The following is a 21,083-nucleotide window of genomic DNA, read 5'->3' on the forward strand; positions in this document are numbered from 1 at the left end:
CATGTTTCCTGCCAGGCCCAGCCGGTCGGCCCAGCAAGGCCTTCACCGGCAGGAGAACGACGGGCAGGTCGCCAGCGGCCTACGTCACAGAACAGGGAACAGGGCTCAGAACGTGAACCGCAGTACCTTCACACAGTCGTTCAGGACGAAACGTGGGCTGACCGCCGTGCTCGCGGCCGCGCTGGTCAGCGCTGGGTCGCTGACGTTGGCCGAGTGCGGCGAGGCCGTATCGGCCGCCCGGGTGGACGCGACACCGGGAGCGGGTACCGGCTCGGGGCAGCCGAGTGGGCTGTCGCCACGGGAAAAGCTGACCACGGAAAGCGCGATCCAGGTCAACCTCAGCAACGACTCATCACGGTCGTCCAGCACGCGCGCGTGAGAAACGTGGGCGGTGGCCGACGCTGAGTCTCGAAGCATTCGCTTCGTCCGGAGGCTCAGACGGTCGAAGGAGAGCCGGTGGGGCGGCATGACGCCACAAGCGTCCCGCGCTCGGACAGCAGACACCACTGACACTGGACGGAAAGGACAGACCACATGACCACGGCGGAGATCACTGAGCGGGTGCTGGCGGGCGGGCGGAGTTTCGATCCCGAGTCCGCGGCCTGGGTCCGGGAGTTGAGTCCGGGAAGCGCGACTTTCGAGGATGCCTGCCGCCGGCTGTCTGCCGTGCTCGTCAAGATCGCCAGGAGCGAGATCGCGCGCAGGGCGTCGGTCTCGCGGATCGAGGGCCCCGAGCTCGAAGACCTGGCCCACCAGGCCGCGGCCGGCGCTCTCCTGCGCATCACCCACAAGATCGGAGAGTTCCGCGGCGACTCACGGTTCACGACGTGGGCTTTCAAGTTCGTCATCCTCGAGGTGTCGACGAAACTCGGCCGCCACTACTGGCGCGACCACCGCGCACACCTCGACCAGGACGAGGCCGGCCGCGTTCGAGCCGCAGCCGGCGCTGAGCCGCCCCACCCAGAGCGGGCCGTCGAGCTCCCAGCCGCCCTGGTCCACGCCGTCGAGAACGTGTTGACCGAGCACCAGCGACGCATCTTCGTCGCTGTGGCACTCGACAAAGTCCCGATGGACGCCCTCGCGGCGCGATGGGACACCAACCGCAACGCCATCTACAAGTCGATGTTCGACGCCCGGCGCAACATTCGGGCCTACCTGGTGGCGAACGGCTTGATGGAGTCCCGAGTGCCCCACGGAACAGCCACCGACCACCGCTGACGACACCCGGGCGCTGAGGGCCAGTGCAGCCCGAGATGATCTCGATCATCGAGGTGGTGCACGGGGTCGCGATGTCTGGTGGTCACGTCGCCCGCTGGGGGTAGGCGACTTCCCTGTCGTCGGGGGCAGGGAAGTGCCGGAGGGCGTCCTCGATCTGCATTGTGGTGCAGTTGTTCCGACGGAGGTAAGACCGGCGTGGACCGCGTCACGAAACCTTGGTGGAGGTGCCCACCGCATCGAGGAGCGCAGCAGATCACCAGTATTCCCGCACCTGTCGACCCAGGCCCGCTCTGGCGCTTTGCCCAGTGCGGATCCGCAACGGGAGACACGGTGGGTTCATCGCCTTCTGAGCCGAGGTCATCGCCCAGGCCGCCTCTACGAGTACCTGGGGCACCGCAACGTTAGCCAACAAGGCAAGGAGTGGACATCATGGCTGGCTCCGCGATCGTCGTCGGCGTTGATGGATCGGATCAGGCGCTGGAGGCTGTGCGTTGGGCGGCTGCCGAAGCGGCAAGCCGTTCCCTCCCGCTGCGGGCGGTGTCCGCCGTCGACCCGGCGATCGCCGTCGCCACTGCGGGGCCGCCCGTCGTGTTGGAGGCGGTGGACTCCATCGAACAGGTCGCACAGGCGGACCTGGAGAAGGCCGCGCTGCTCGCCCGTGAGACCGCGGACGTCACTGCCGACACCGAGTATCTCCCCAATTCGGCCGTCCCGGTCCTGGTCGAGCAGTCCAAGAACGCCAGCCTGCTTGTCCTCGGTGCGACCGGGCGCGGCGGATACGTCGGCATGGTGCTCGGGTCCACCGCGGTGTCCGTGGTGGCGCACAGCGAATGCCCGGTCGTGGTCGTCCGCCCGGCCGCCGAGCCCGCGGGTCCGGTGGTGGTCGGCGTCGACGGCAGCGAGACCAGCCTCGGAGCGCTCGCGGCGGCCTTCGACGAAGCGGCCAGGCGGCGGACGCCATTGGTCGCTGTGCACTCGTGGTTCGACTCGGACTACCTGCTCGTCGCTCGGCACGGCGCGCTCGAGCGTGAGCTGGAAGCGCAGGAACAGACGCAGGTGCTGGTCGAAAGCCTCGAGGGATGGCAGGAGAAGTACCCGGGTGTGGCGGTCCAGCGCGTCGCGGTCCGCGACCAGCCTCGCCACCAACTGCTGGACTGGAGCCGCAAGGCTCAGCTCGTCGTGGTCGGCAGCCGCGGCCGCGGCGGATTCACGGGACTGGTGCTCGGTTCGACAAGCCAGGCGTTGATTCAGCACGCGTCCTGCCCCGTCATGGTCGTGCGCGGGTGACGGAAGACTCCGCGCGAACGGAGCGACGTCAAGACAGGCAACCGCACCTGCTCTGCCCTCGCGGCCTACTGGGCTAAAGCGGGGCGCGACCTGTAGTTCGTGGTGATCGGTCTTGAGCCGTTCGACGTCTCCGCGCGCGTTGCCGGAATAGACCCGGATTCCCGGACACACTTCGTCTCCCTTCCGAACGACCGGCACCGGGACGCCGTCCGCGAAACGGCTGGACCCGTCTGCGATCTGGTCGCCGGAATCATCGACACTCGAGTCGTCACCGTTCGGGCTGGTGGTGCGGGGCCCGTTGGTCGACCTTCCGCACCTGCTGTTTCCTCGCCGCTACGGCGCCGATGATCGGCTGAAGGCTCCGCCGCGCACCCCGCTCGGCGAGGGTCTCGGATGCGATCATGTCGAGCTCATCAACGTCTTCGGTCTGCCAACGGGTGTGTGGCGCGGGCGGCGACGCAGCTCATTGACCTGCCGGACTCGGTACGACCAAACGAGCAATGGTCAGCGTAGCTGGATTCCGAAGCGGCTGGTTCGACCACTCGACGCCGGGACGGTAAGAAGTTGCACCCCCCAGGCGCTTACTCTCTGAAGCGAACTTTCGAGTAGCCACCCGATCGGGTTGACGTCTTGTAGCTCGATCGGGGTGAAGCGGGGTATCGACTGGCAACCGGCTCCAGCTTCAGCCGGACCAACGGAAGGCGGGAGCATGCTCCGGCCGTACGCCTGCATCCGGTCGGCTCCCAGCGCAACAGTAGATGGCCGGCTAGGTCGCTTCAGTGTCCTGTGCGTCTGGTGACGCGTAACGAGTACCAACTCCGCGTAGGGGAATGATGGGCATCAAAATCGGGAAGGTCAACAAGCCTTTCGCGTTCATTGCGGCATTGGCTGCCGTACTACTCGTGATTTTCGCTACTTCGAGTTCCGCGGCACGAGTCGGCGACGAGGCGCATGCCTCGGCGACGGCGCAGTCGCGTTACCCGCAATCTCAACCACCTGCCGGGTTCAAGTCCGAGTTCGAGGAGGTGAACGGCTTCCGAATGCACTACGTGGTGGGTGGCAAGGGTTCGCCTTTGGTGATGTTGCACGGGTTCCCCGACGATTGGACCGAGTGGCGGCAGCAGATGGTTCCGCTCGCCAAGAACCACACCGTGATCGCCGTCGACCTGCGCGGCGCCGGTGAGTCCGAGGTCACCAAGAGTGGTTACGACGCGGCGCAGTTGGCGAGGGACGTGCATCAGCTGCTGAAGCAGCTCAAGCTCAACAACGGCGTCCAGGTGATCGCCCACGATCTCGGTGAGGTGGTCGCCTACGCGTACGGGGCGCAATTCCGATCGGAAGTGCGGAGCATGGCCGTGATGGACGCCCCTATTCCGGATGAGAGCTTTTACCAGTTCCCCGCGCTCAACGCCGACCCGGACAAGCCCTCGCCGTGGCACTTCGGCTTTTTCCAGTTGCCTCTCGCCGAAAAGCTGATCGCGGGCCACGAGCGCGACCTCGTCCACGACTTGATGCTGGAGTACGTGGCCGGCGACAAGTCACCGTTCACGGATTCGGACTTCGACTACTACGCTCACTTCCTGAAGGAGCCCGGTCGCCTGACGGCCAATTTGAGCATCTACCGTGGATTCCGCAAGGATGTCGAGCAGAACAAGAAATTCCTGGCTCAGGGCAAGCTGCAGATGCCCATCCTCGCCATCGGTGGTGAGCTTTCCTTCGGTCCGCTCATCGCCGACCAGTGGAGCGAGTACGCCACGAATGTCGAAGGACACGTCCTGAAGGGTTCGGGCCACTTCGTGACGCAGGAGAGGCCGGAGGAAGTGACGGCCTTGCTGCAGTCGTTCCTGCAGAAGTAACTTTCGCCACCGAGGTACGAACCACGGCGATCTCGACGTCTTGGGAGAATCGTCCACGTGGGCAGGTTCGTGCTGGTGGCGCTGCGGCGCCACCAGCACGAACCAGTGGGTCGCGCCGCGCCGCTGGGTGGCAACTGGAACACACCGTAAAAACATACGGAACGATCCTGCACCCCGCCGGGAACTCGCCGGTTTCGGGTCCCACCAATCGTGTCGAGAGTCCTGCTGACCTAAGGACTTCTCGGCGACTGGCACGGTAAGGGCCGGTGTCCGCGCGGCGCCAACTAGTCAGCGCGGGTTCCGATCGAGGACGAGCGTCTCGCCGCACTCCGGAGGTTTGGCTGATGAAGCGGAGACCGCCGGGATGCCGAACAGGCGCTCGTGGACCTGTCGCTGATGCGTCACTTTTTTCGCCAACGGGTGAGCAAACGCCAGTTTCAGCGATTTGTGCCGTTATCACTGGGTAGCCCGCTCGACCGGGAAACGGTCGTATCCGTGGCCACCACAGCCTTGAGCCAACAATGTCCACTAAGGACCCGCCCGCCGTCCGCGGGCGGGAGAGGAGCTTGCCCGTGTTCGGAAAACGCTATGCCGCGTCGATGATTGCCCGGAGTGCCGAGAATGTCGGAGACCGGCGCCGCTTCCTGCAAGCGGCAGGGATGGCCGGCTTGGGTGTTGTCGGCGCTGGAGCTCTGGGCGGGCTCGCCGCAAGACCTGCGACAGCGGCGACCGCTGCGGCCGCGGAAGGTGCCGTCAGCGACAGTGCGGTGCTCAACTTCGCCCTCAATCTCGAGTACCTCGAGGCCGAGTTCTACTTGCACGCCGTCACAGGCAATGGACTCGCTGACTCGATGACCACCGGAACCGGGACCCGTGGAGGTGTCACGGGCGGTCGCGCGGTGAAGTTCAAGACCACCATGACCCGCCAGTTCGCCCAGGAGATCGCGTCGGACGAGAAGGCTCACGTCCAGTTCCTCCGGACGGCACTGGGCTCTGCGGCGGTGAGCCGCCCACCGATTGATCTGCAGTCCAGCTTCACGGCAGCCGCCCAGGCCGCCGGGCTGGTCAAACCCGGCCACAGCTTCGACGCCTTCGCCTGTGAAGAGAACTTCCTGCTCGCCGCGTTCCTCTTCGAGGACGTCGGTGTCACCGCTTTCAAGGGCGCCGCGCCTCTGATCAGCAACAAGACGTACCTCGAAGCCGCCGCCGGCATCCTCGCCGTCGAGGCGTACCACGCCGCCGGTATCCGCAGCGCGCTTTACCAGCACGGCGGCAGCCTCAGCAGTTCGGGCCACCTCGGCCACGACCTCAAGGAGGCGAGCGTCAAGCTGTCCAACGCCCGTGACAGCCTCGACGGTTCGGTCGACGACGACCAGGGCGTCGTCGACCGCCAGGGCAACGTCAACATCGTCCCGGCCGACGCCAACGGAATCGCCTACAGTCGCTCGCCCGGCCAGGTCCTCAACATCGTCTACCTCACGCCGAAGGCGGCCACCTCAGGCGGGTTCTTCCCGAAGGGCCTCAACGGCGAGGTCAAAACCAGCGCAGCCAACGGCTGATCCCAACACCACAAGGCTGCGCGCCGGAGCGTCCCACCTGCCTGCCTGAGGCAGGATCGGCGAGAACCGTTGTCCGCCAGCACCGGACACTCGGACCGACCGGGGGTCCAGCCGGTCCGAGTGTTCGGAACCTGAGGCGATGTGTGAGCCGCCGGGATTCGCCTGCAAGCCTGGGAACGCGCTTCCCCGGCCGCGGCGCCGGCGGCCGGACGGCCACGGAAACTCGGCTCGAGCTGAAGCTCGCCGCGTCAAGCATTGGTGCTGAGCCAATTGACCTCGTCCCGTGCGAGGGAAGTGGCACACGTGGAGTGGCCTGATGAAATAAGTCCTGTTGCACATTGTGGGCTCGGGTTGCTCCCCGTAGCGGCGGTTCGGCCCGGTCGTCTCGGGTTGCCGTCGCCGAGAAATCACCAGGTTGTCACGACGCGGTGGAACGGCAGGTCGTTCGAGTAACAAGCCGGGTCGCTGTTGACCCGGAGGGTTCTTCCGCGTCCATGAGTTGCTGTCGTCCGCCGACTCGGGAAAGAAAGGCCCTCAGTGCTGGGTCCGGCGAGAAGGGCGAGGACTGTCCTGTCTCGCCGGACCTGAATCCGTTACGTTGTGGGTGATCTCGCGCGTCGACCATCCGATGCCGATCTCTCTGTCTGTTGGCGATCGGTCACGCGCCTCTGCGCGGTTGGTCCAGAAGCGGGCTGCTGAATCCCGGGTTCGGATCGCCTTCGGTGCTCCAGGTGGCGGCGGGCCCCCACCGCTCGACGATCTTGTCCCCGGCGATGCGGAAGATCTGGATGCCGCGAAGGGTGAGCTTCTTGCCGTCGGGGGGTGCACCGAACAGTTCGCCGGTCCGGGTGCCGTAGGCGTGGAAGTGTTCGACGACGAGGTCGCTTTCGGCGACGTAGTGGTCGGCTTCGCTGCGCCAGTCGGGCGCTGCGGACCGGACGACCTCGGCGGCGCGGCGCAGGCCCTCCGCGCCCTCCGGTGAGCCGGGGAACGGTGGGTCGTGGTTGAGGAAATCGTCGGCGAGGTATCGGTCGACGGCCGTGAGGTCGCCCTGGGTGAAAAGCTCCTGGACGAGGCTCTCGACGAGGTGCTTGTTGCGGGTGAGCTGGTCAGTGGTCATGGCGAAAGTGTGCGGCGGCACGCACCTCGGGGACCATCCCAACAAGTTGGGGTTTCCCCGGCGGTCGCCCGTCACCACACTGACTTTCATGGCCGACATCTCCGGCGCCGAACGCGCGGTGCTGAGCCTCTGCCGCAGAGGCTTGGAAGTCAGCGAGCTGCAGCAGCAGGTGCTCGCTGCGCTGCGTCGCGTGATGACGATCGACGCCGCGGCCATCGGGACCACCGACCCGGAGACGCTGTTGTTCACCGGAGTCCACAACGAGGACCCGCTCGCCGCGATGTCCCAGAGGTTCATCGACAACGAGCTGGGCGGCCGTGACGTGAACACCTTCACCGAGCTGATGCACGCCCCCGGGCACGTCCGCTCGCTGGACACCGCGACCCGGGGCGACTGGATGGCGAGCCCGCGCTACCGCGAGATGATGCGCCCGGCCGGTCTCGGCGACGAGCTGCGCGCCACCCTCGTCGTCGACGGCCATTGCTGGGGCTATCTGTGCCTGCACCGCGAAGACGGCGAGCTCGGATTCACCACCGCCGAGACCGCCCTGATCCGCCGCCTCGCCCCACACATCGCGCACGCCTTGCGTCAGGGCACCCTGTTGCATCCGCCCACTGCTCAGATGCCGCGCCGGCCAGGCGTCGTGTTGCTCGACGAGCAGCTGGAGCTGGTGGCCAGCACCGCGGACGCCGATGCCCTGCTGCCCCTGATCGGGCACGGCTCCACCCGTCTTCCGTTGCCGGCCGGCGTGTACTCGGTCGCCGCCGCGCTCACCACCTCCGACCGCCCGCCCAGCGTGCGCGTGCGCGCTGCCACCGGCGGTTGGCTCAATCTGCACGCTTCTTGGCTGCAGTCGACGTCCGACACCCGGATCGCCGTGGTCCTCGAGCCCGCGCAGCCGCAGTCGACGCTCGCCCTGCTGCTGACCGCGTCCGGGCTGACCGTGCGGGAGCTGGACGTCGCGCGGCTCGTCCTGCGCGGCGAGTCCACCACCGCGATCGCGGCCTCGCTGCACATCTCGGCGCACACCGTGCAGGATCACCTCAAGTCGGTGTTCGACAAAATCGGTGTGCACAGCCGGCGCGACCTCGTCGGGCGTTTGCTGGCAGGGCAAGCTGGGAGTATTTCTACCGGAGCTATCCCCGCCTCCGCGTCCGACTGCGGTTGAACAGGTCGTTGCCACCTGGCCGTCTGCCGTCGTTCTGCTCGGCTGTCCTCGCCCGGCGGATATTCTCTGGTCAAGGCACGGATCCTGCTCGCCGAAAGTGACCTCGTCATCGGCTAGGTGCTGCGCGCGAGCCTGGCCCAAGAGGGATACGACGTCGTCTGGCGCACGCGCGGCGAGGAGGCCCTGGTCGAGGCGGAGCGGCAGGCACCGGACTTGGTGCTGCTCGATCTTGGGCTGCCCGATCTGGACGGCATCCGCCTGTGCCGCCGGATGCGCGACGCGCGGCCGGACTCGGTGATTGTGATCCTGCCGGCGCGTAGTGAGGCGATCGACGTCGTCGTGGGCCGACTCCGCTGGCTCTGGGCAGGCTTCTCATCGACGCCGTCGCGCGACGCATCACTGTGGACGGTCGCGAAGTGTCGTTGCGGGCCAAAGAGTTCGAGCTCGTGCTGCGCTTGGCCCAGGATGCCGGCACCGCGGTCAGTCGCGAGGCGCTGATGGCGGATGTGGGGGACGCGCGTGGTTCGGAGCCGACCAAGACCCTCGATGTTCACGTCGCGGCGGTGCGCCGGAAGCTGGCCGAGGCCGGCGGTGACGGTCCGATGCCGGTGATCGTCACGCTGCGCGTAGCCGGATACCGGTTCGAGACCACCTGAGGCCGAGCGGATCGTCGGGCCGGGGCAGCCACCGGCCGCTCAGCCGACGTCGCCGCGGCGGTCGGTGTGGGCGTCGAGGAGTTCGTCGCGGGCGCGGGCGACGCGGGAGCGGATCGTGCCGACCGGGCAGTCGCAGACTTCGGCGGCTTCGGCGTAGGAGTAGCCGAGGACCTGGGTGAGCACGATGGCCTCCCGGCGTTCCGGGTCGAGGTTGTCCAGCAGCAGTTGCAGCTCGACGACGTCCTCGTACCCGGCGCCGCGGCCGGCTCGGAAGGTGAGCCGCTCGACCGCGCTTTCCCAGTCCTGTCCCGAAAGCTGGGGCCGGGCGGACGACGCGCGGAAGTGGTCGACGACCACGCGGCGGGCGATCGAGAGCAGCCAGGTGCGGGCCGAGGCCCGGCCTTCGTAGCGGCGCAGCGCGGTGACGGCGCGGGCGTAGGTTTCCTGGGTGAGGTCGTCGGCCAGGCCGGTGTCGCTCAGGTGGGCGACGAACCGCCAGACGTCGGCTTGGGTGGCGCGCACCCAGTCTTCGAAGGCGCGCCGGTCTCCCGCGCCCGCTCGCAGCGCGAGGGCGGTGACCCGCGCGTCTTCGCTTTCCCGGCCGCCGCTCACGTGATCACCGTACAAGCCCACCGTTTCACTCCGGCGACCTGGCACGCCGGTGCTGCCAGAGCGCGTCGGCCAGGGTGAACACGACGAGGGACACCCCGAGCACCGGCAGGAAGATCCCGAGCACCACAGCCACGAGGCCGAGGCTCACGACCGCGCCGGTGGACGGCTTCTGCGTGCCGGCCGGGGTCCTCGCGCCGGCGCGGGTGGGGCGGCGCAGCCACCACATGCGGTAGCCCCAGCCGACGAGGCAGAGGATGGCGATCGCGAGCAGGGCCAGCGCGATCTGGTTGGCGAGGCCGAACAGCAGGCCCATGTGGGCGTCGATGCCCCAGCGGGCGAGTTTCGCGGCGATCGGCCAGTCGGCGAACCGCAGCGACGACACCACGGTGCCGGTGGCCGGGTCCACGGCGACGGCGTCCTGCTTCTCCGGCCAGGAGCGTTGGACCTGCTTGACCGTCCACGCCTTGCCGGCCGCCGCGGGGGTGATCGCGACGGGATCGGAGAGCCCGGCCGCGCGGGCCCCGGCCAGCACCCGGTCGGTGACCACCCCTGTCGGTCCTACCGGCACGACTGCCGGCCCGGCGGGCAGCGTGGTACTCACCGAAGGCGTCGACCAGCTCAGCGCGGCCCGTAGCTCGCTCACGTTGGTGCCGGCGAACTGCGACCACGTGATGCCGGTGGCCGACAGGAACAGCATCCCGACGGCGATCCACAGCCCGAGCGCGCCGTGCCACGACCGCAAGCGGGCGCGGCCCCGCGCGGAGGTTTCCGGCAGGAGGGTGCGGCGCACGCGCCGGGTCCGCCGTTTGCGCGCGACCCACACCGCGAGCCCGGACAGCGCCAGGATCCCGAGCCACGACGCGGCCAGCTCGGAGTAGACCCGGCCGACGTCGCCGAGCAGCAGCGTGCGGTGCAGGCTGTCGAACCACGCCCGCAGCGGCAGCCATTCGCCGTAGGTGTCGAGCACGGCTTTGACGTGGCCGGTGTAGGGGTCGACGAAGGCGGTGCGGGAGTAGCCGTCCGGCAGCCCTCGGACGTCGAACGACACGCGGGTCGTGGCGTCCGGGGTCGCCGGCGGGCGGATCTCGGTGACCGTGCCGCCGGGCACGGCCGCAGTCGCCGATGCCAGCTGCGCACGCAGGTCCAGCCGCGCGGGGCCGACGGCGGTGGTGAGCGTGTCGTGGTAAACGATCTTCTCCACCGTGGGGACTGTCGTGTACATCAGCCCCGTGAGGGCGGCGACCAGGATGAAGGGCGCGACGAACACGCCGGCGTAGAAGTGCACGCGCAGCAGCAGCGGGCGCAGGCCGGCCCACCAGCCGGTCTTCCTCAGGGTGACGGGAGACGCGGTGGGTGCCGGGGCGGCGGACGGCGGATCGAGCAGATCGGACACGACGGGCCCTTCGACGGAAGTACGGACGGGTCAGAGCATGGCGAGCAGCATTCCGCCCATCCCGAGGCTCATGAGCGTGTGGCAGGCGGCGTCGTAGCGGTGGCTGTGGTGGTCGGCGGCGCTCGGTGCGCGCCGGCGGAGCCCGCGGGCCAACCACCCCGCGGCGGCGGCCGCGCTGAGCACGACCAGCACCACCGTGGTCAGCCGCACCCAGCCGGGCGTCACGACCGGACCCGAGGAGACCGGGGCGGCGCCGGACGTGCTCATGCCGGGCATGTCCGGCATGTCGGCCATGCCGCCGCCGGCGGCCATCCCGGGCATCCCGCCCATGAGCAGGGGCATCGTCGCGACCATCCAGACCATCGCGAGGGCCATCAGCAGGTGGTAACCGCCGAAGATCCCGTGGCCGCCGGCGAGCAGCCGCCCGGCGAACCACAGCGCCAGCAGCCCGAACACGGCCAGTTGCAGCACCCCGCTGGGGGCGTCGGGAAGCCCGGTCCACGCCCAGGTCATGCCGATCATCGCGACGCTCATCAGCAGGTGGGTGAGCTCGGCGGCGCGGTCCCCGGCCCGTCCGGTGCCCGAGACCAGTCCCGCGAAGCGGTACAGCGAGTACAGCCCGGTGAGCGCGAAGACCACGGTGAACAGCCACGACAACGCCGGCGATGAAAACACGGTTCTCCTCCAACCTTTTCGTCAGCAGTTGTCACCCGGAGGGGGCGTCGAGTTCCCGGCGTCACCCGGATTTCGCAGTGGCGCGGTGAAGTCGGGACTTTGGTCCCGGTCCGGGAACCGGCGCGGTCGTGCGCGCGACTCGTGGGGTATGAGGTGTGACGAGTGCCGGGAGACGGTGTCGGCGATGCTCGACGGCAGCGCGCACGCGGTGGAGGAGGTGCGGGCGCACACGCACCTTGCCCGCTGTCCGCGGTGCCGGGCAGCGGCCGAGCGGATGGCCGAGCTGACCCGGCTCATCCGGGTCGGCGCCGCCGCGACCGGCCCGGATCTGCTCGCCCCGCCCGCCGGCCCCTCGGCGGGGCGATTGAGATGCGTGCCCGGACGGTCGGTGTGGGCGGTGGGCACGGCGTCGTGCGGGTGCCCGGCCGGCTGTGGATGCGGCTGCCAGCGTGGGAGATCCTGCCGGTGCGGCACGGTTCACAGCAGCGTGGACCAGTAGCTCCGGAACTCGACCAGAACCAGCACCACGATCACGACGTACCACAGCGCGAGCACTCCACTGTGGACACGCCGCACTGCCGCACCGAGGCGGGTGCCGCCGAGGGTGTGCAGCGTCGTGTACCAGAAGATCGCGATGGTGACGATCCACACGACGATGCAGTACGGGCACAACGCGTGGATGTGGTGGAGGCTCTGCGCGATCAGCCAGTGCACGAACCCCACACCGAACAGGGATCCCAGCTGCATCCCCGCCCACACCCACCGCGGCGGGGCGTAACCGGTCAGCAGTGCTGCGCCGAAGGTGACGACCACGGGGAACGCGGCGACGCCGATCACGGGGTTGGGGAAGCCGAACGCCGCCGCCTGCGCGCTGTCCATCACCGAACCGCACGAAAGGACGGGGTTGATCGAGCAGCTGGGCACGTAGGACGGATCGATCAGGCGGGCGATCTTCTCCAGCGTCAGGGTGATCGCGGCGACGAGCCCGAGGCCGCCGCCGACCAGGTACAGCCACGCGAGCCCGCGCGCGACCGGGCGAGTCACGCCGCGAGCGCCTGGTCGAGCTCGCCGCGCAGCTGCCGGTCGAGGGCGGCGTAGGTGTCGCCGGTGGGTTCGAATCGGGTGCCGTTGACGAAGATCGTGGGCGTGCCGGTCACGCCGGCCCGGGTGCCGTCGGCTTTGCCCTGGTCGATCCGCTTCTGCACGGCGGGCGACGCGGCGTCGGCGTGGAACCTGGTGAGGTCGAGGCCGAGTTCGCGGGCGTAGCCGTCGAACCGGGTCTGGGCGCGTGGGGCGTCGTCGCTGACGTTCTTGCCGTCGGCGGCCAGCGCCCAGGTGGGGTAGTCGGCGTAGAGCTTGTCGTACATCTCGTGGTACTTGCCCTGCATCGCTGCGGCTTCGGCGGCTTGGGCCGCGGGCACGGCGAGCGGGTGCATCGGCAGCGGGAAGTTGCGGGTGACGAAGGTGATCCGGCCGGCGTAGTCGTGTTCGATGCTCTTGGTCACGTTCTGGTAGTAGGCCTCGCAGACCGGGCACTGGTAGTCGAGGAACTCGACCACGGTCACGGGACCGCCGGGCGCGGTGGTGAGCGTGTTGCTGCCAGGCGGGTTCAGCACGGTCGCCGCGCCGGCGCCGGGCGGCGCCGCGGGTGCGTCCTTGTGGTTGAAGACCAGCACCCCGCCGATGACCAGCACGGCGACGACGAGGACGCCGATCGTCGTCCACGCGTTCGCGGACAAGCCCTTCTTCGCGGTCACGGGGTTGCGGTTCTGCTTGCGCGCCATCGGCCGGAGCCGTCCTTTCGAGCGGGGGAGGAGCCTGGATCGCGACGATGATGGCACCCTCGACTTTTCCGATTTCGGGGGCAATCGGGCGGGAACCGGACGGCTTTTCGATCCGACTACCTGCACGTCAGCCTCGTCGCGATGTGGTTGCGGGCCTGGTCGCCGTGAGTGTCCATTCGGGACGGCAGCGTGCCGGACCCTTGCCCGGTGGCGCCGGTGCTGCCTAGGGTGACCGGGCCGTGGTGTTCGGGAAGTCCGGTGCGGAACCGGCGCGGCCCTCGCCACTGTGATCGGGAAGGTGCGCTCCACCGCGACTGAAAGGAAGCACGCCACCGGGATTCGTCCTGGGAAGGCGGAGCGCGCTGTTGGACCCGTCAGCCAGGAGACCGGCCACGGCACCGGAAATACCTTCCACGAGGTGCTGGAGAGGCGGGCGCATGAGCGCGGGCGAAGTGGTGTCGACGGTATTGGGGTCGCGGCGTGACCGCCTGCGGCTGGCAGGAGTGTTCGGGGTGATCGCGCTCCTGCACATCGCCGCCTGGGGCGTGCTGCTCCTGCTGGTCGTGCCCCGGCACCTGGCCGTCGGCAACGAGGTGTTCGGCATCGGGCTCGGTGTGACCGCCTACACGCTGGGGTTGCGGCACGCGTTCGACGCCGACCACATCGCGGCCATCGACAACACCACCCGCAAGCTCATGGCCGACGGGAAACGCCCGGTGTCGGTCGGGTTCTGGTTCGCGCTCGGGCATTCGACGGTTGTGCTCGGCCTCGCGGCGCTCGTCGCGCTGGGCGCCAAGGTCACCGGCGCGTTGACCGACGACGACTCAGGTACGCACCGCGTGCTCGGCATCGTCGGCACGAGCATGAGCGGCCTCTTCCTGTACCTGATCGCCGTGCTGAACCTCATCGTGCTGGTGGGGATCTTCCGGCTGTGGCGGGGCATGCGCAGCGGTGAACTCGACGAAGCGGCGCTGGAGGCTCAGCTCGCCAAACGCGGCCTGCTCAGCCGGCTGCTGGGCCGGGTCACGCGCGCGATCACCCGGCCCGGGCAGATGTACCCGGTGGGGCTGCTCTTCGGCGTCGGGTTCGACACCGCCACCGAGGTCACGCTGCTCGTGCTGGCCGGTGCGGGGGCCGCGGGCGGGCTGCCCTGGTACGCCGTGCTGGTCCTGCCGCTGCTGTTCGCCGCGGGGATGAGCCTGCTCGACACCGTCGACGGCACGTTCATGAACTTCGCCTACCACTGGGCGTTCGCCGACCCGCTGCGGAAGGTGTACTACAACCTGACCATCACGGGGTTGTCCATCGCTGTCGCGCTGCTCATCGGGAGCGTGGAGCTGATCGGGCTCCTGCACGACGACCTCGGCCTCACCGATCCGGTCACCGGCTGGATCGCCGGGCTGGACCTCAACAATGTCGGGTTCGCCGTGGTCGGGCTGTTCGTGGTGGTCTGGGCGGTCGCGATCGCCTACTGGCGACTGGCCGGGCTGGGCAAACGCGGATCCGCCGACGAAGCCTGACGGCCCGGGGAACCGGGGGCGGGTCGTGGCCGACAATTGAGGTGTGGACTGTTCCGACTTGCGTGAAGCCCTCTCGGCCCGGATCGACGGCGAGGACCCCGGTCTGCCCGACGACGTCCTCGACCGGCACGTGGCCGGCTGCCCGGCGTGCCGGGCCTGGGTGGAGCGCGCGTCCGCGTTGCGCCGGGTCACGCTGATCCGGGAAGCGCCGCGCGTGCCCGACCTCACCGAGCGCATCCTCACCGAGGTGCCGGCGCCCGACCCGGCGCGGTGGGGCCTGCGGCTGGCGCTCGCGGTCGTGGCGCTGGTGCAAAGCGGGCTGGGGCTGGCCGAGCTGATGGGCGCCGACGTCGGGCACGCCGAACACGGCGGTCTGGTCGCGGCCGTGCACCTGGGCAACGAGAGCGGGGCCTGGAACGTGGCCGTCGGGATCGGCCTGCTGTGGGCGGCGCTGCGGCCGTCGGCCGCGTCGGGGCTGTTGCCGACGCTGAGTGGTTTCGTGGTGCTGCTGGGGATCATGTCGGGGCTGGATCTCGCCTCCGGACAGGTCTCGGCCGGCCGGGTGGTGTCCCACGGCTTGATCGTGATCGGCGTCGGGCTGTTGTATGCGGTGCACCGGGCCGAAAAGTCCCGTGCGCCTGCACCGCCTTCGGCGGACGGCCTGCCCGAGCCCGGCGACACCCGCACGTCGTCCGGCCCGGTGGAGGGGCCGGCGTCGACCCGTCCTCGCCGTCGATCGTTCCCGCACCGGCCGACGGGGCACCGCGCCGCTTGACGTCTGTCGGGAACCAGGGCGTGCGCCGAGCCGACTACCGAGTCGGACCTCTTCCGAGAAAGGTGGCGACCATGGCCGACCACGATTCCTCGCTGCGGCACGTGGCGACGTTCTGCGGCTCGTGCAACTGCGGCTGCCCCGAGCTGTTCGTCGACGACACCGCCGCGCCGGAGCGACGCGTGGTGATCACCGACGACTTCGGCCAGCGCATCGAAATGAGCCGCGAGCAGCTGGCCGTACTGGTGGCCGACGTGAAGTCCGGTGTGCTGGACGAGGTTTCGGCGACGGCCTGACCGGAACCGGCGGCACCCGTCGGGGTCTCAGGAGGAACCCCTTCGGGCGCCGCCGGGCGGGAACGCGGACCGGCGCGACCCCTTTCGCGTTCACGGCCCGCGCACGACTTGTCGGTTGCGGACCGGGGAAAGTTCCCGAGAATTCGGGGCGGCCACGTTCACGAGGCGACGCTGTGTGCTGCGTCACCGAGGGAACTCACGACGGTGGCGGGCCGACAGCTGAGAGGTGACGACATCTCGGTTCCGCACCGTGCTCGTGACCGGGGTGGTGGCGGGGCTCGCTGTGCTGCTGCTCGTGGTCGCGACCGCGGGCGATGTGTACGCGCCGCTGGGAAACGCCGATCCCGGCCCGATGACCACCTACGGGTTCGCCGTCGTGCGGTTCGTCGCGGACGAGGCGGCCGCGGGATGCTTCGGCGGGCTCGTGTTCGCCGCGTTCGTCGCACCCGGACAGCGGGACGGCGGGTTGTCCGCCGACGCCTTCGGTGCGGCGCGGTTCGCTGCCGGCTGCGCCGTGTGCTGGTTGGCCGCGGCCGTCGTCGCGGTGCCGTTCTCCGCGGCGGTCGCGGCGGGACTACCGGTGGCGCAGGCGTTGCGGCCGGAGGTGCTGCTGCCGACGATGAGCGCGGCCACCGAACCGAAGGCGTGGGTGGCGGTCGCGGTCGCCGCCGCCGTGGCGAGCGCCTTGGCGTGGCCGGCGATGACGTGGCGAACGGTGGTCGGGGCGACGGTGGCCGCCGGCCTCGGGCTGCTGCCCCTCGTGGCCGACGGGCACGCGTCGGTCGGGGCCGGGCACGACCTGGCGACCAACGCCCTGTTCTGGCACGTGCCCGCGGCCTGTGCGTGGCTGGGCGCGCTGGTCGCGCTGCTGGCCCGGCTTCGCCGTCGCCCCGCCGTACCGGAGCTGCTGCTGCGCCGCTACCACCGGTTGTCCGTGACCTGCTTCGTGATCACTGCGGTGTCCGGCGTGGTGCCCGGGTTGGTCCTGACCCGCTCCGACGGATTCGTCAGCCGCTACGGTCTCCTGCTCGCCGCCGAAGTCGTCGTGCTGATCGCGACCGGGTGCGTGATCGCCGCCTGGCGACGACGGCCGGACACTTCGCGGGTGCGGCTGGTGGGGGCCGAGTTCGTGCTGCTGGCGCTGGGTACCGGAGGCTCGGCCGCGCTCACGGTGCTCGTGCCGCCGGCGTTCCCGAACCATCCCGCCACGGCCCAGGAAATCATCCTCGGCTACGACCTCAACGCGCCGCAGACCGCGGCTCGGCTCGTGCTGGACTGGCGACCGGACCTGCTGTTCGCGCCGCTCGCGCTGATGGCCGTGGCGGCGTACCTGGTGGGGGTCCGGCGGTTGCGGCGTCGGGGCGACCACTGGCCGCCGGGCCGGGTCGCCGCCTGGCTCGGCGGCTGGGCGATCGTCCTGGTCGTCACGTCCTCGGGCCTCGGCGTCTACGCGCCCGGGACGTTCAGCCTGCACATGGTCACGCACATGGCGCTGAACATGTTCGCCCCCGTGCTGCTGGTCCTGGGCGGGCCGGTCACGCTCGCCCTGCGCGCGTTGCCCGCCGGCGCGCACGGCGAAATCCCCGGCGCGCGCGAGTGGGTGGCGTCGCTGCTGCACGCCCCGGTGACGCGGTTCTTCGCCCACCCGGCGGTGGCGGCGATCCTGTTCACCGGCTCGTTCTACGCGTTGTACTTCTCGGACCTGTTCGGCGAGGCGATGCAGTTCCACTGGGCCCACCAGGTGATGAAACTGCACTTCCTGTTGTCGGGCTACCTGTTCGCGTGGGTCGTGGTCGGCGCCGACCGCACGCCGCGACGGCTGCCGCACCTCGCACGCCTGGGGGTGCTGTTCGCGGTGATGCCGTTCCACGCCTTCTTCGGCGTGATCCTGATGAGCAAGCAGACCGTGCTCGCCGCGACCTTCTACCACTACCTCGCGCTGCCGTGGGCCGGTGACCCGCTCGCCGACCAGCGCCTCGGCGGCGGCATCGCCTGGGTCAGCGGGGAAATCCCGATGCTCGTCATGGTGATCGCGCTACTCGTGCAGTGGTCGCGCGACGACGAGCGCCGTGCCCGGCGAGCCGACCGCAGCGGCGGGGACGAGCTCGAGGCGTACAACGCCATGCTCACCGAACTCGCGGCCCGGCGCCGGTGAAGCGGTGGCTCCCTCCTCCAGCGGTTCCCGATCCATCACCGGTGCAGTAGTCGGCCCGGGCGCGGCGAAAGTTCCCGGGCGAAGTAGCCTCACACCAGCGTTCCTCCGGTGCCGCCCGGTCCATCACCAGCCCAGGCAGCCACCCCGAGGAGAACCCGCATGACCACCGCCACCCCGACGGTCCGCACCGTCGACCTGGCCGTGACCGGCATGACCTGCGCCGCCTGCTCGGCGCGCGTCGAACGCACGCTCAACAAGCTCGACGGCGTGCACGCGTCGGTCAACTACGCCACCGAACGCGCCACCGTGCACGTGCCGGCCGACTTCGACGACGAGACGCTGATCGAACGCGTGCGCAAAGCCGGCTACGGCGCCCGCGTGCGCGGCGCGGACGACGACGAGGACCTCACGCTGCGCCGCGTGCGCGACCTGCGCCGCCGGCTGATCGTCGCCGCGGTGCTCGCCGTGCCGCTGGGCGACCTGTCCATCACGCTCGCACTGGTGCCGTCCCTGCGGTTCCCCGGCTGGCAGCTGCTGTGCCTGGCCCTCGCCGTGCCCGTCGTGTTCTGGGCGGCGCTGCCGTTTCACCGGGCCGCGCTGCGGAATCTGCGGCACCGTTCGTCCAGTATGGACACCCTCGTCTCGCTCGGGGTGCTGGCGTCATTCCTCTGGTCCGCGTGGGCGACGTTGTTCGGCGGCCACGAACCTGGCTACTGGGTCGGATTCGGGCCCACTGCCGCCGGAGCCGACGCGATCTACCTCGACGTCGCCGCCGGGGTGACCACGTTCCTGCTGGCGGGCCGCTACTTCGAAAGCCGCTCCCGTCGTAGCGCGGCCGGCCTGCTGAGCGCGCTCGACGCCCTTGCCGCGAAAGAGGTCCGGATCCTGCGCGACGACCGGGAACACACCGTGCCCATCGGCGAACTGGCCGCCGGTGACCTGTTCGTGGTCAAACCCGGCGAGGCGATCGCCGCCGACGGAACCGTCGAAAGTGGACGGTCCACCGTGGACGTCAGCGCGATCACCGGCGAGCCCGTGCCGGTTGAAGCCGCGCCCGGCGACCGGGTCGTCGGCGCCGCGGTGAACCGCGACGGCCGCCTGGTCGTCCGCGCGACCGCCGTCGGCGCCCACACCCAGCTCGCGCAGATGACCGCGCTCGCCGAACGCGCCCAGGCCCGCAAAGCCGGCGTGCAGCGGCTCGTCGACCGGATCTGCGCGGTCTTCGTGCCCGTCGTCCTCGCACTCGCGCTGCTCACCCTCGCCGGCTGGCTGCTCACCGGGCACGAGGTTCGCGACGCCTTCACCGCGGCCGTGTCCGTGCTGATCATCGCCTGCCCCTGCGCACTCGGCCTGGCCACCCCCACCGCCCTGATGGCCGGCGTCGGCCGCGGCGTGCAGCTCGGCATCCTCATCAAAGGCCCCGAAGCACTCGAGGCCAGCCGCCGCGTCGACACGGTCGTTCTCGACAAGACCGGCACCCTGACCACCGGCCGCATGACCGTCACCGCCTGCCACCCGGCCCCCGGCCGCACCCGCGGCGACCTGCTCTGGTTCGCCGGCGCCGCCGAATCCGGCTCCGAACACGCCATCGCCACCGCCGTCGTCGAGGCCGCCCGAGCCGAACTGCCCGACCTGCCCCTGGTCGACACCTTCACCGCCCTGCCCGGCCTCGGCGCCGAAGCCACTGTGGACGGACGCCGCGTCTTCGTCGGCAACCCCCGCCTGTTCACCGAACACGGACTCGCACTGCCCGCCGGCCTCTCCGCCCACGTCGACACCGTCCACAGCACCGGCGCGGTACCGGTCCTCGTCGCCGTGGACGACGAACTCGTCGGCGTCGTGGAGGTCCGCGACGTCGTCAAACCGTCGGCCGCCGCCGCGGTCGCCGGGCTGCGCACCCGCGGCCTGCGCACGATCCTGCTCACCGGCGACCACGAGATCGCCGCCCGCGCCGTCGCCACCGAACTCGGCATCGACGACGTCCTCGCCGGCGTCCTGCCCGCCGACAAAGCCCGCGAGATCGACGCCCTGCGCGCCACCGGCTCCCGCGTCGCCATGGTCGGCGACGGCATCAACGACGGCCCTGCCCTGGCCACCGCCGACCTCGGCCTCGCCCTCGCCGACGGCAGCGACATCGCCCTGCGCTCCGCCGACATCCTCCTGGTCCGCGACGACCTCCGCGTCATCCCCGACGCCCTCCGCCTGGCCGACACCACCTTCCGCACCATCCGCGGAAACCTGGTGTGGGCTTTCGGCTACAACGTCGCCGCCCTGCCCCTGGCCGCCTTCGGCCTCCTCAACCCCCTCATCGCCGGGGCCGCGATGTCGCTGTCGTCCGTGCTCGTGGTGTCGAACAGCCTGCGTCTGCGCTCGTTCGACCGCGACCACTGACCACTCAGTGCCCTCATCTTTGGCCGGCCGAGACTCGTTGCCCGCGCGCACCACCAAGCGTCCGCCGGTCAGATGGGATGGAGCAACGAGATCGGCCTGCCGGTGGCCCGGGAGTAGGCGATCTCCCTGCTCGTGCACTCGCCGATGTACCTGCCTGGCTTGACGACCAGAACCCGGTCGACCAGATCGGGCAGGGATCACGAGTGATCGCCCGTCAGCGATGCTCGTCAAGGGGCGGAGGCCGGCGCTCGTGGGCCAACGCGAACATGTTGATCAAGATCAGCAGGACGACAACGGCCTCCGACAGCCAGAAGCCGCGCTCGCTGGAAACTGGTTCTCCGGCGCGTCCGTCCCAACCTTTACCCAAGGCCTGTCGAACGTACCGCGTGAGCTGAACCAGATCGTCAGCAGCGACGCTGACGATCGTAGCGGTCAGGGTGCGCGGGCCCGGCCGTCGCGGCCCGGCTTGGCTCAAGCGCCCGCTCATCCGCAAGAGCTACGCCGACACCCACCCGTTCCCCGATCACGGCGTCATGATCGAGCGCGCGCCCGGTTGGGCTCCCAGCTGCCGCCGCGAGATCGAAACCTGGGAACGCGCTCGCCCCCGCCGCGGCGCCGGGG

General features: G+C 69.8%; 19 protein-coding genes and 1 riboswitch. Of the genes, 12 read left to right on the forward strand and 7 right to left on the reverse strand.

Annotated features, from left to right (window positions below):
* Positions 1-105: 105 nt before the first annotated feature.
* Positions 106-369, reverse strand: a complete 264-nt coding sequence (locus VSH64_RS08390) for a hypothetical protein (RefSeq protein ID WP_326834933.1) — start codon at positions 367-369, stop codon at positions 106-108.
* A gap of 165 nt (positions 370-534) precedes the next feature.
* Here VSH64_RS08390 and VSH64_RS08395 point away from each other — a divergent pair, with 165 nt between their 5' ends.
* The 4 genes from VSH64_RS08395 (at position 535) to VSH64_RS08410 (ending at position 5,920) form a co-directional block, all read left to right on the forward strand.
* Complete coding sequence (locus VSH64_RS08395) at positions 535-1,218, forward strand: sigma-70 family RNA polymerase sigma factor (protein ID WP_326834934.1); 684 nt, start codon at positions 535-537, stop codon at positions 1,216-1,218.
* 429 nt (positions 1,219-1,647) lie between these two features.
* Positions 1,648-2,505, forward strand: a complete 858-nt coding sequence (locus tag VSH64_RS08400) for a universal stress protein (RefSeq protein ID WP_326834935.1) — start codon at positions 1,648-1,650, stop codon at positions 2,503-2,505.
* A gap of 833 nt (positions 2,506-3,338) precedes the next feature.
* On the forward strand, positions 3,339-4,361 hold the full coding sequence (locus tag VSH64_RS08405; RefSeq protein ID WP_326834936.1) for an alpha/beta fold hydrolase: 1,023 nt from the start codon (positions 3,339-3,341) through the stop codon (positions 4,359-4,361).
* A 572-nt stretch (positions 4,362-4,933) separates the two neighbouring features.
* Positions 4,934-5,920, forward strand: a complete 987-nt coding sequence (locus VSH64_RS08410) for a ferritin-like domain-containing protein (RefSeq protein WP_326834937.1) — start codon at positions 4,934-4,936, stop codon at positions 5,918-5,920.
* Between the two features lie 658 nt (positions 5,921-6,578).
* On the opposite strand, the gene VSH64_RS08415 is transcribed toward VSH64_RS08410, so the two are convergent.
* Positions 6,579-7,040, reverse strand: coding sequence for an ester cyclase (locus VSH64_RS08415; RefSeq protein ID WP_326834938.1), 462 nt, complete (start codon positions 7,038-7,040; stop codon positions 6,579-6,581).
* A gap of 88 nt (positions 7,041-7,128) precedes the next feature.
* Here VSH64_RS08415 and VSH64_RS08420 point away from each other — a divergent pair, with 88 nt between their 5' ends.
* The 3 genes from VSH64_RS08420 to VSH64_RS08430 all read left to right on the forward strand — a co-directional run bounded on the left by VSH64_RS08420 (position 7,129) and on the right by VSH64_RS08430 (position 8,864).
* Positions 7,129-8,208 carry a LuxR C-terminal-related transcriptional regulator gene (locus VSH64_RS08420; RefSeq protein WP_326834939.1) on the forward strand — a complete coding sequence of 360 codons (1,080 nt, stop codon included), beginning with the start codon at positions 7,129-7,131 and terminating at the stop codon, positions 8,206-8,208.
* Positions 8,209-8,325: 117 nt separating this feature from the next.
* Positions 8,326-8,706, forward strand: a complete 381-nt coding sequence (locus tag VSH64_RS08425) for a response regulator (RefSeq protein ID WP_326834940.1) — start codon at positions 8,326-8,328, stop codon at positions 8,704-8,706.
* Positions 8,625-8,864 (forward strand): winged helix-turn-helix domain-containing protein, encoded by a 240-nt coding sequence (locus VSH64_RS08430; protein WP_326834941.1) that lies wholly within the window; start codon positions 8,625-8,627, stop codon positions 8,862-8,864. Before VSH64_RS08425 ends, VSH64_RS08430 begins: the two co-directional genes overlap by 82 nt.
* A gap of 39 nt (positions 8,865-8,903) precedes the next feature.
* On the opposite strand, the gene VSH64_RS08435 is transcribed toward VSH64_RS08430, so the two are convergent.
* The 5 genes from VSH64_RS08435 to VSH64_RS08455 all read right to left on the reverse strand — a co-directional run bounded on the left by VSH64_RS08435 (position 8,904) and on the right by VSH64_RS08455 (position 13,328).
* Positions 8,904-9,476 carry a sigma-70 family RNA polymerase sigma factor gene (locus VSH64_RS08435; protein ID WP_326834942.1) on the reverse strand — a complete coding sequence of 191 codons (573 nt, stop codon included), beginning with the start codon at positions 9,474-9,476 and terminating at the stop codon, positions 8,904-8,906.
* Between the two features lie 25 nt (positions 9,477-9,501).
* Positions 9,502-10,869: a PepSY-associated TM helix domain-containing protein gene (locus VSH64_RS08440; RefSeq protein ID WP_326834943.1), complete on the reverse strand. Its 1,368-nt coding sequence runs from the start codon at positions 10,867-10,869 to the stop codon at positions 9,502-9,504.
* A 30-nt stretch (positions 10,870-10,899) separates the two neighbouring features.
* On the reverse strand, positions 10,900-11,544 hold the full coding sequence (locus VSH64_RS08445; RefSeq protein WP_326834944.1) for a DUF5134 domain-containing protein: 645 nt from the start codon (positions 11,542-11,544) through the stop codon (positions 10,900-10,902).
* A gap of 477 nt (positions 11,545-12,021) precedes the next feature.
* On the reverse strand, positions 12,022-12,588 hold the full coding sequence (locus VSH64_RS08450) for a vitamin K epoxide reductase family protein (RefSeq protein ID WP_326834945.1): 567 nt from the start codon (positions 12,586-12,588) through the stop codon (positions 12,022-12,024).
* Positions 12,585-13,328 carry a DsbA family protein gene (locus tag VSH64_RS08455; RefSeq protein WP_326834946.1) on the reverse strand — a complete coding sequence of 248 codons (744 nt, stop codon included), beginning with the start codon at positions 13,326-13,328 and terminating at the stop codon, positions 12,585-12,587. The genes VSH64_RS08450 and VSH64_RS08455 overlap by 4 nt, the downstream gene beginning before the upstream one ends.
* Positions 13,329-13,551: 223 nt before the next feature.
* Positions 13,552-13,737, forward strand: a riboswitch (cobalamin riboswitch).
* Positions 13,738-13,765: 28 nt separating this feature from the next.
* Between VSH64_RS08455 and nicT the strand changes: the two genes are divergently transcribed.
* From nicT to VSH64_RS08480, 5 genes are all read left to right on the forward strand, one after another.
* Positions 13,766-14,848 carry a Nickel transporter NicT gene (nicT, locus tag VSH64_RS08460; protein WP_326834947.1) on the forward strand — a complete coding sequence of 361 codons (1,083 nt, stop codon included), beginning with the start codon at positions 13,766-13,768 and terminating at the stop codon, positions 14,846-14,848.
* Between the two features lie 43 nt (positions 14,849-14,891).
* Complete coding sequence (locus tag VSH64_RS08465; RefSeq protein WP_326834948.1) at positions 14,892-15,623, forward strand: zf-HC2 domain-containing protein; 732 nt, start codon at positions 14,892-14,894, stop codon at positions 15,621-15,623.
* Positions 15,624-15,694: 71 nt separating this feature from the next.
* Entirely contained in the window at positions 15,695-15,916 is a 222-nt protein-coding gene (locus tag VSH64_RS08470) for a hypothetical protein (protein WP_326834949.1), read from the forward strand.
* A 226-nt stretch (positions 15,917-16,142) separates the two neighbouring features.
* On the forward strand, positions 16,143-18,071 hold the full coding sequence (locus tag VSH64_RS08475; RefSeq protein ID WP_326834950.1) for a cytochrome c oxidase assembly protein: 1,929 nt from the start codon (positions 16,143-16,145) through the stop codon (positions 18,069-18,071).
* 159 nt (positions 18,072-18,230) lie between these two features.
* A complete protein-coding gene (locus tag VSH64_RS08480; RefSeq protein WP_326834951.1) occupies positions 18,231-20,462 on the forward strand; it encodes a heavy metal translocating P-type ATPase in 2,232 nt (743 codons plus the stop codon).
* Positions 20,463-21,083: the final 621 nt, after the last annotated feature.

The organism is Amycolatopsis rhabdoformis (assembly GCF_035918295.1).
GTDB lineage: Bacteria > Actinomycetota > Actinomycetes > Mycobacteriales > Pseudonocardiaceae > Amycolatopsis > Amycolatopsis rhabdoformis.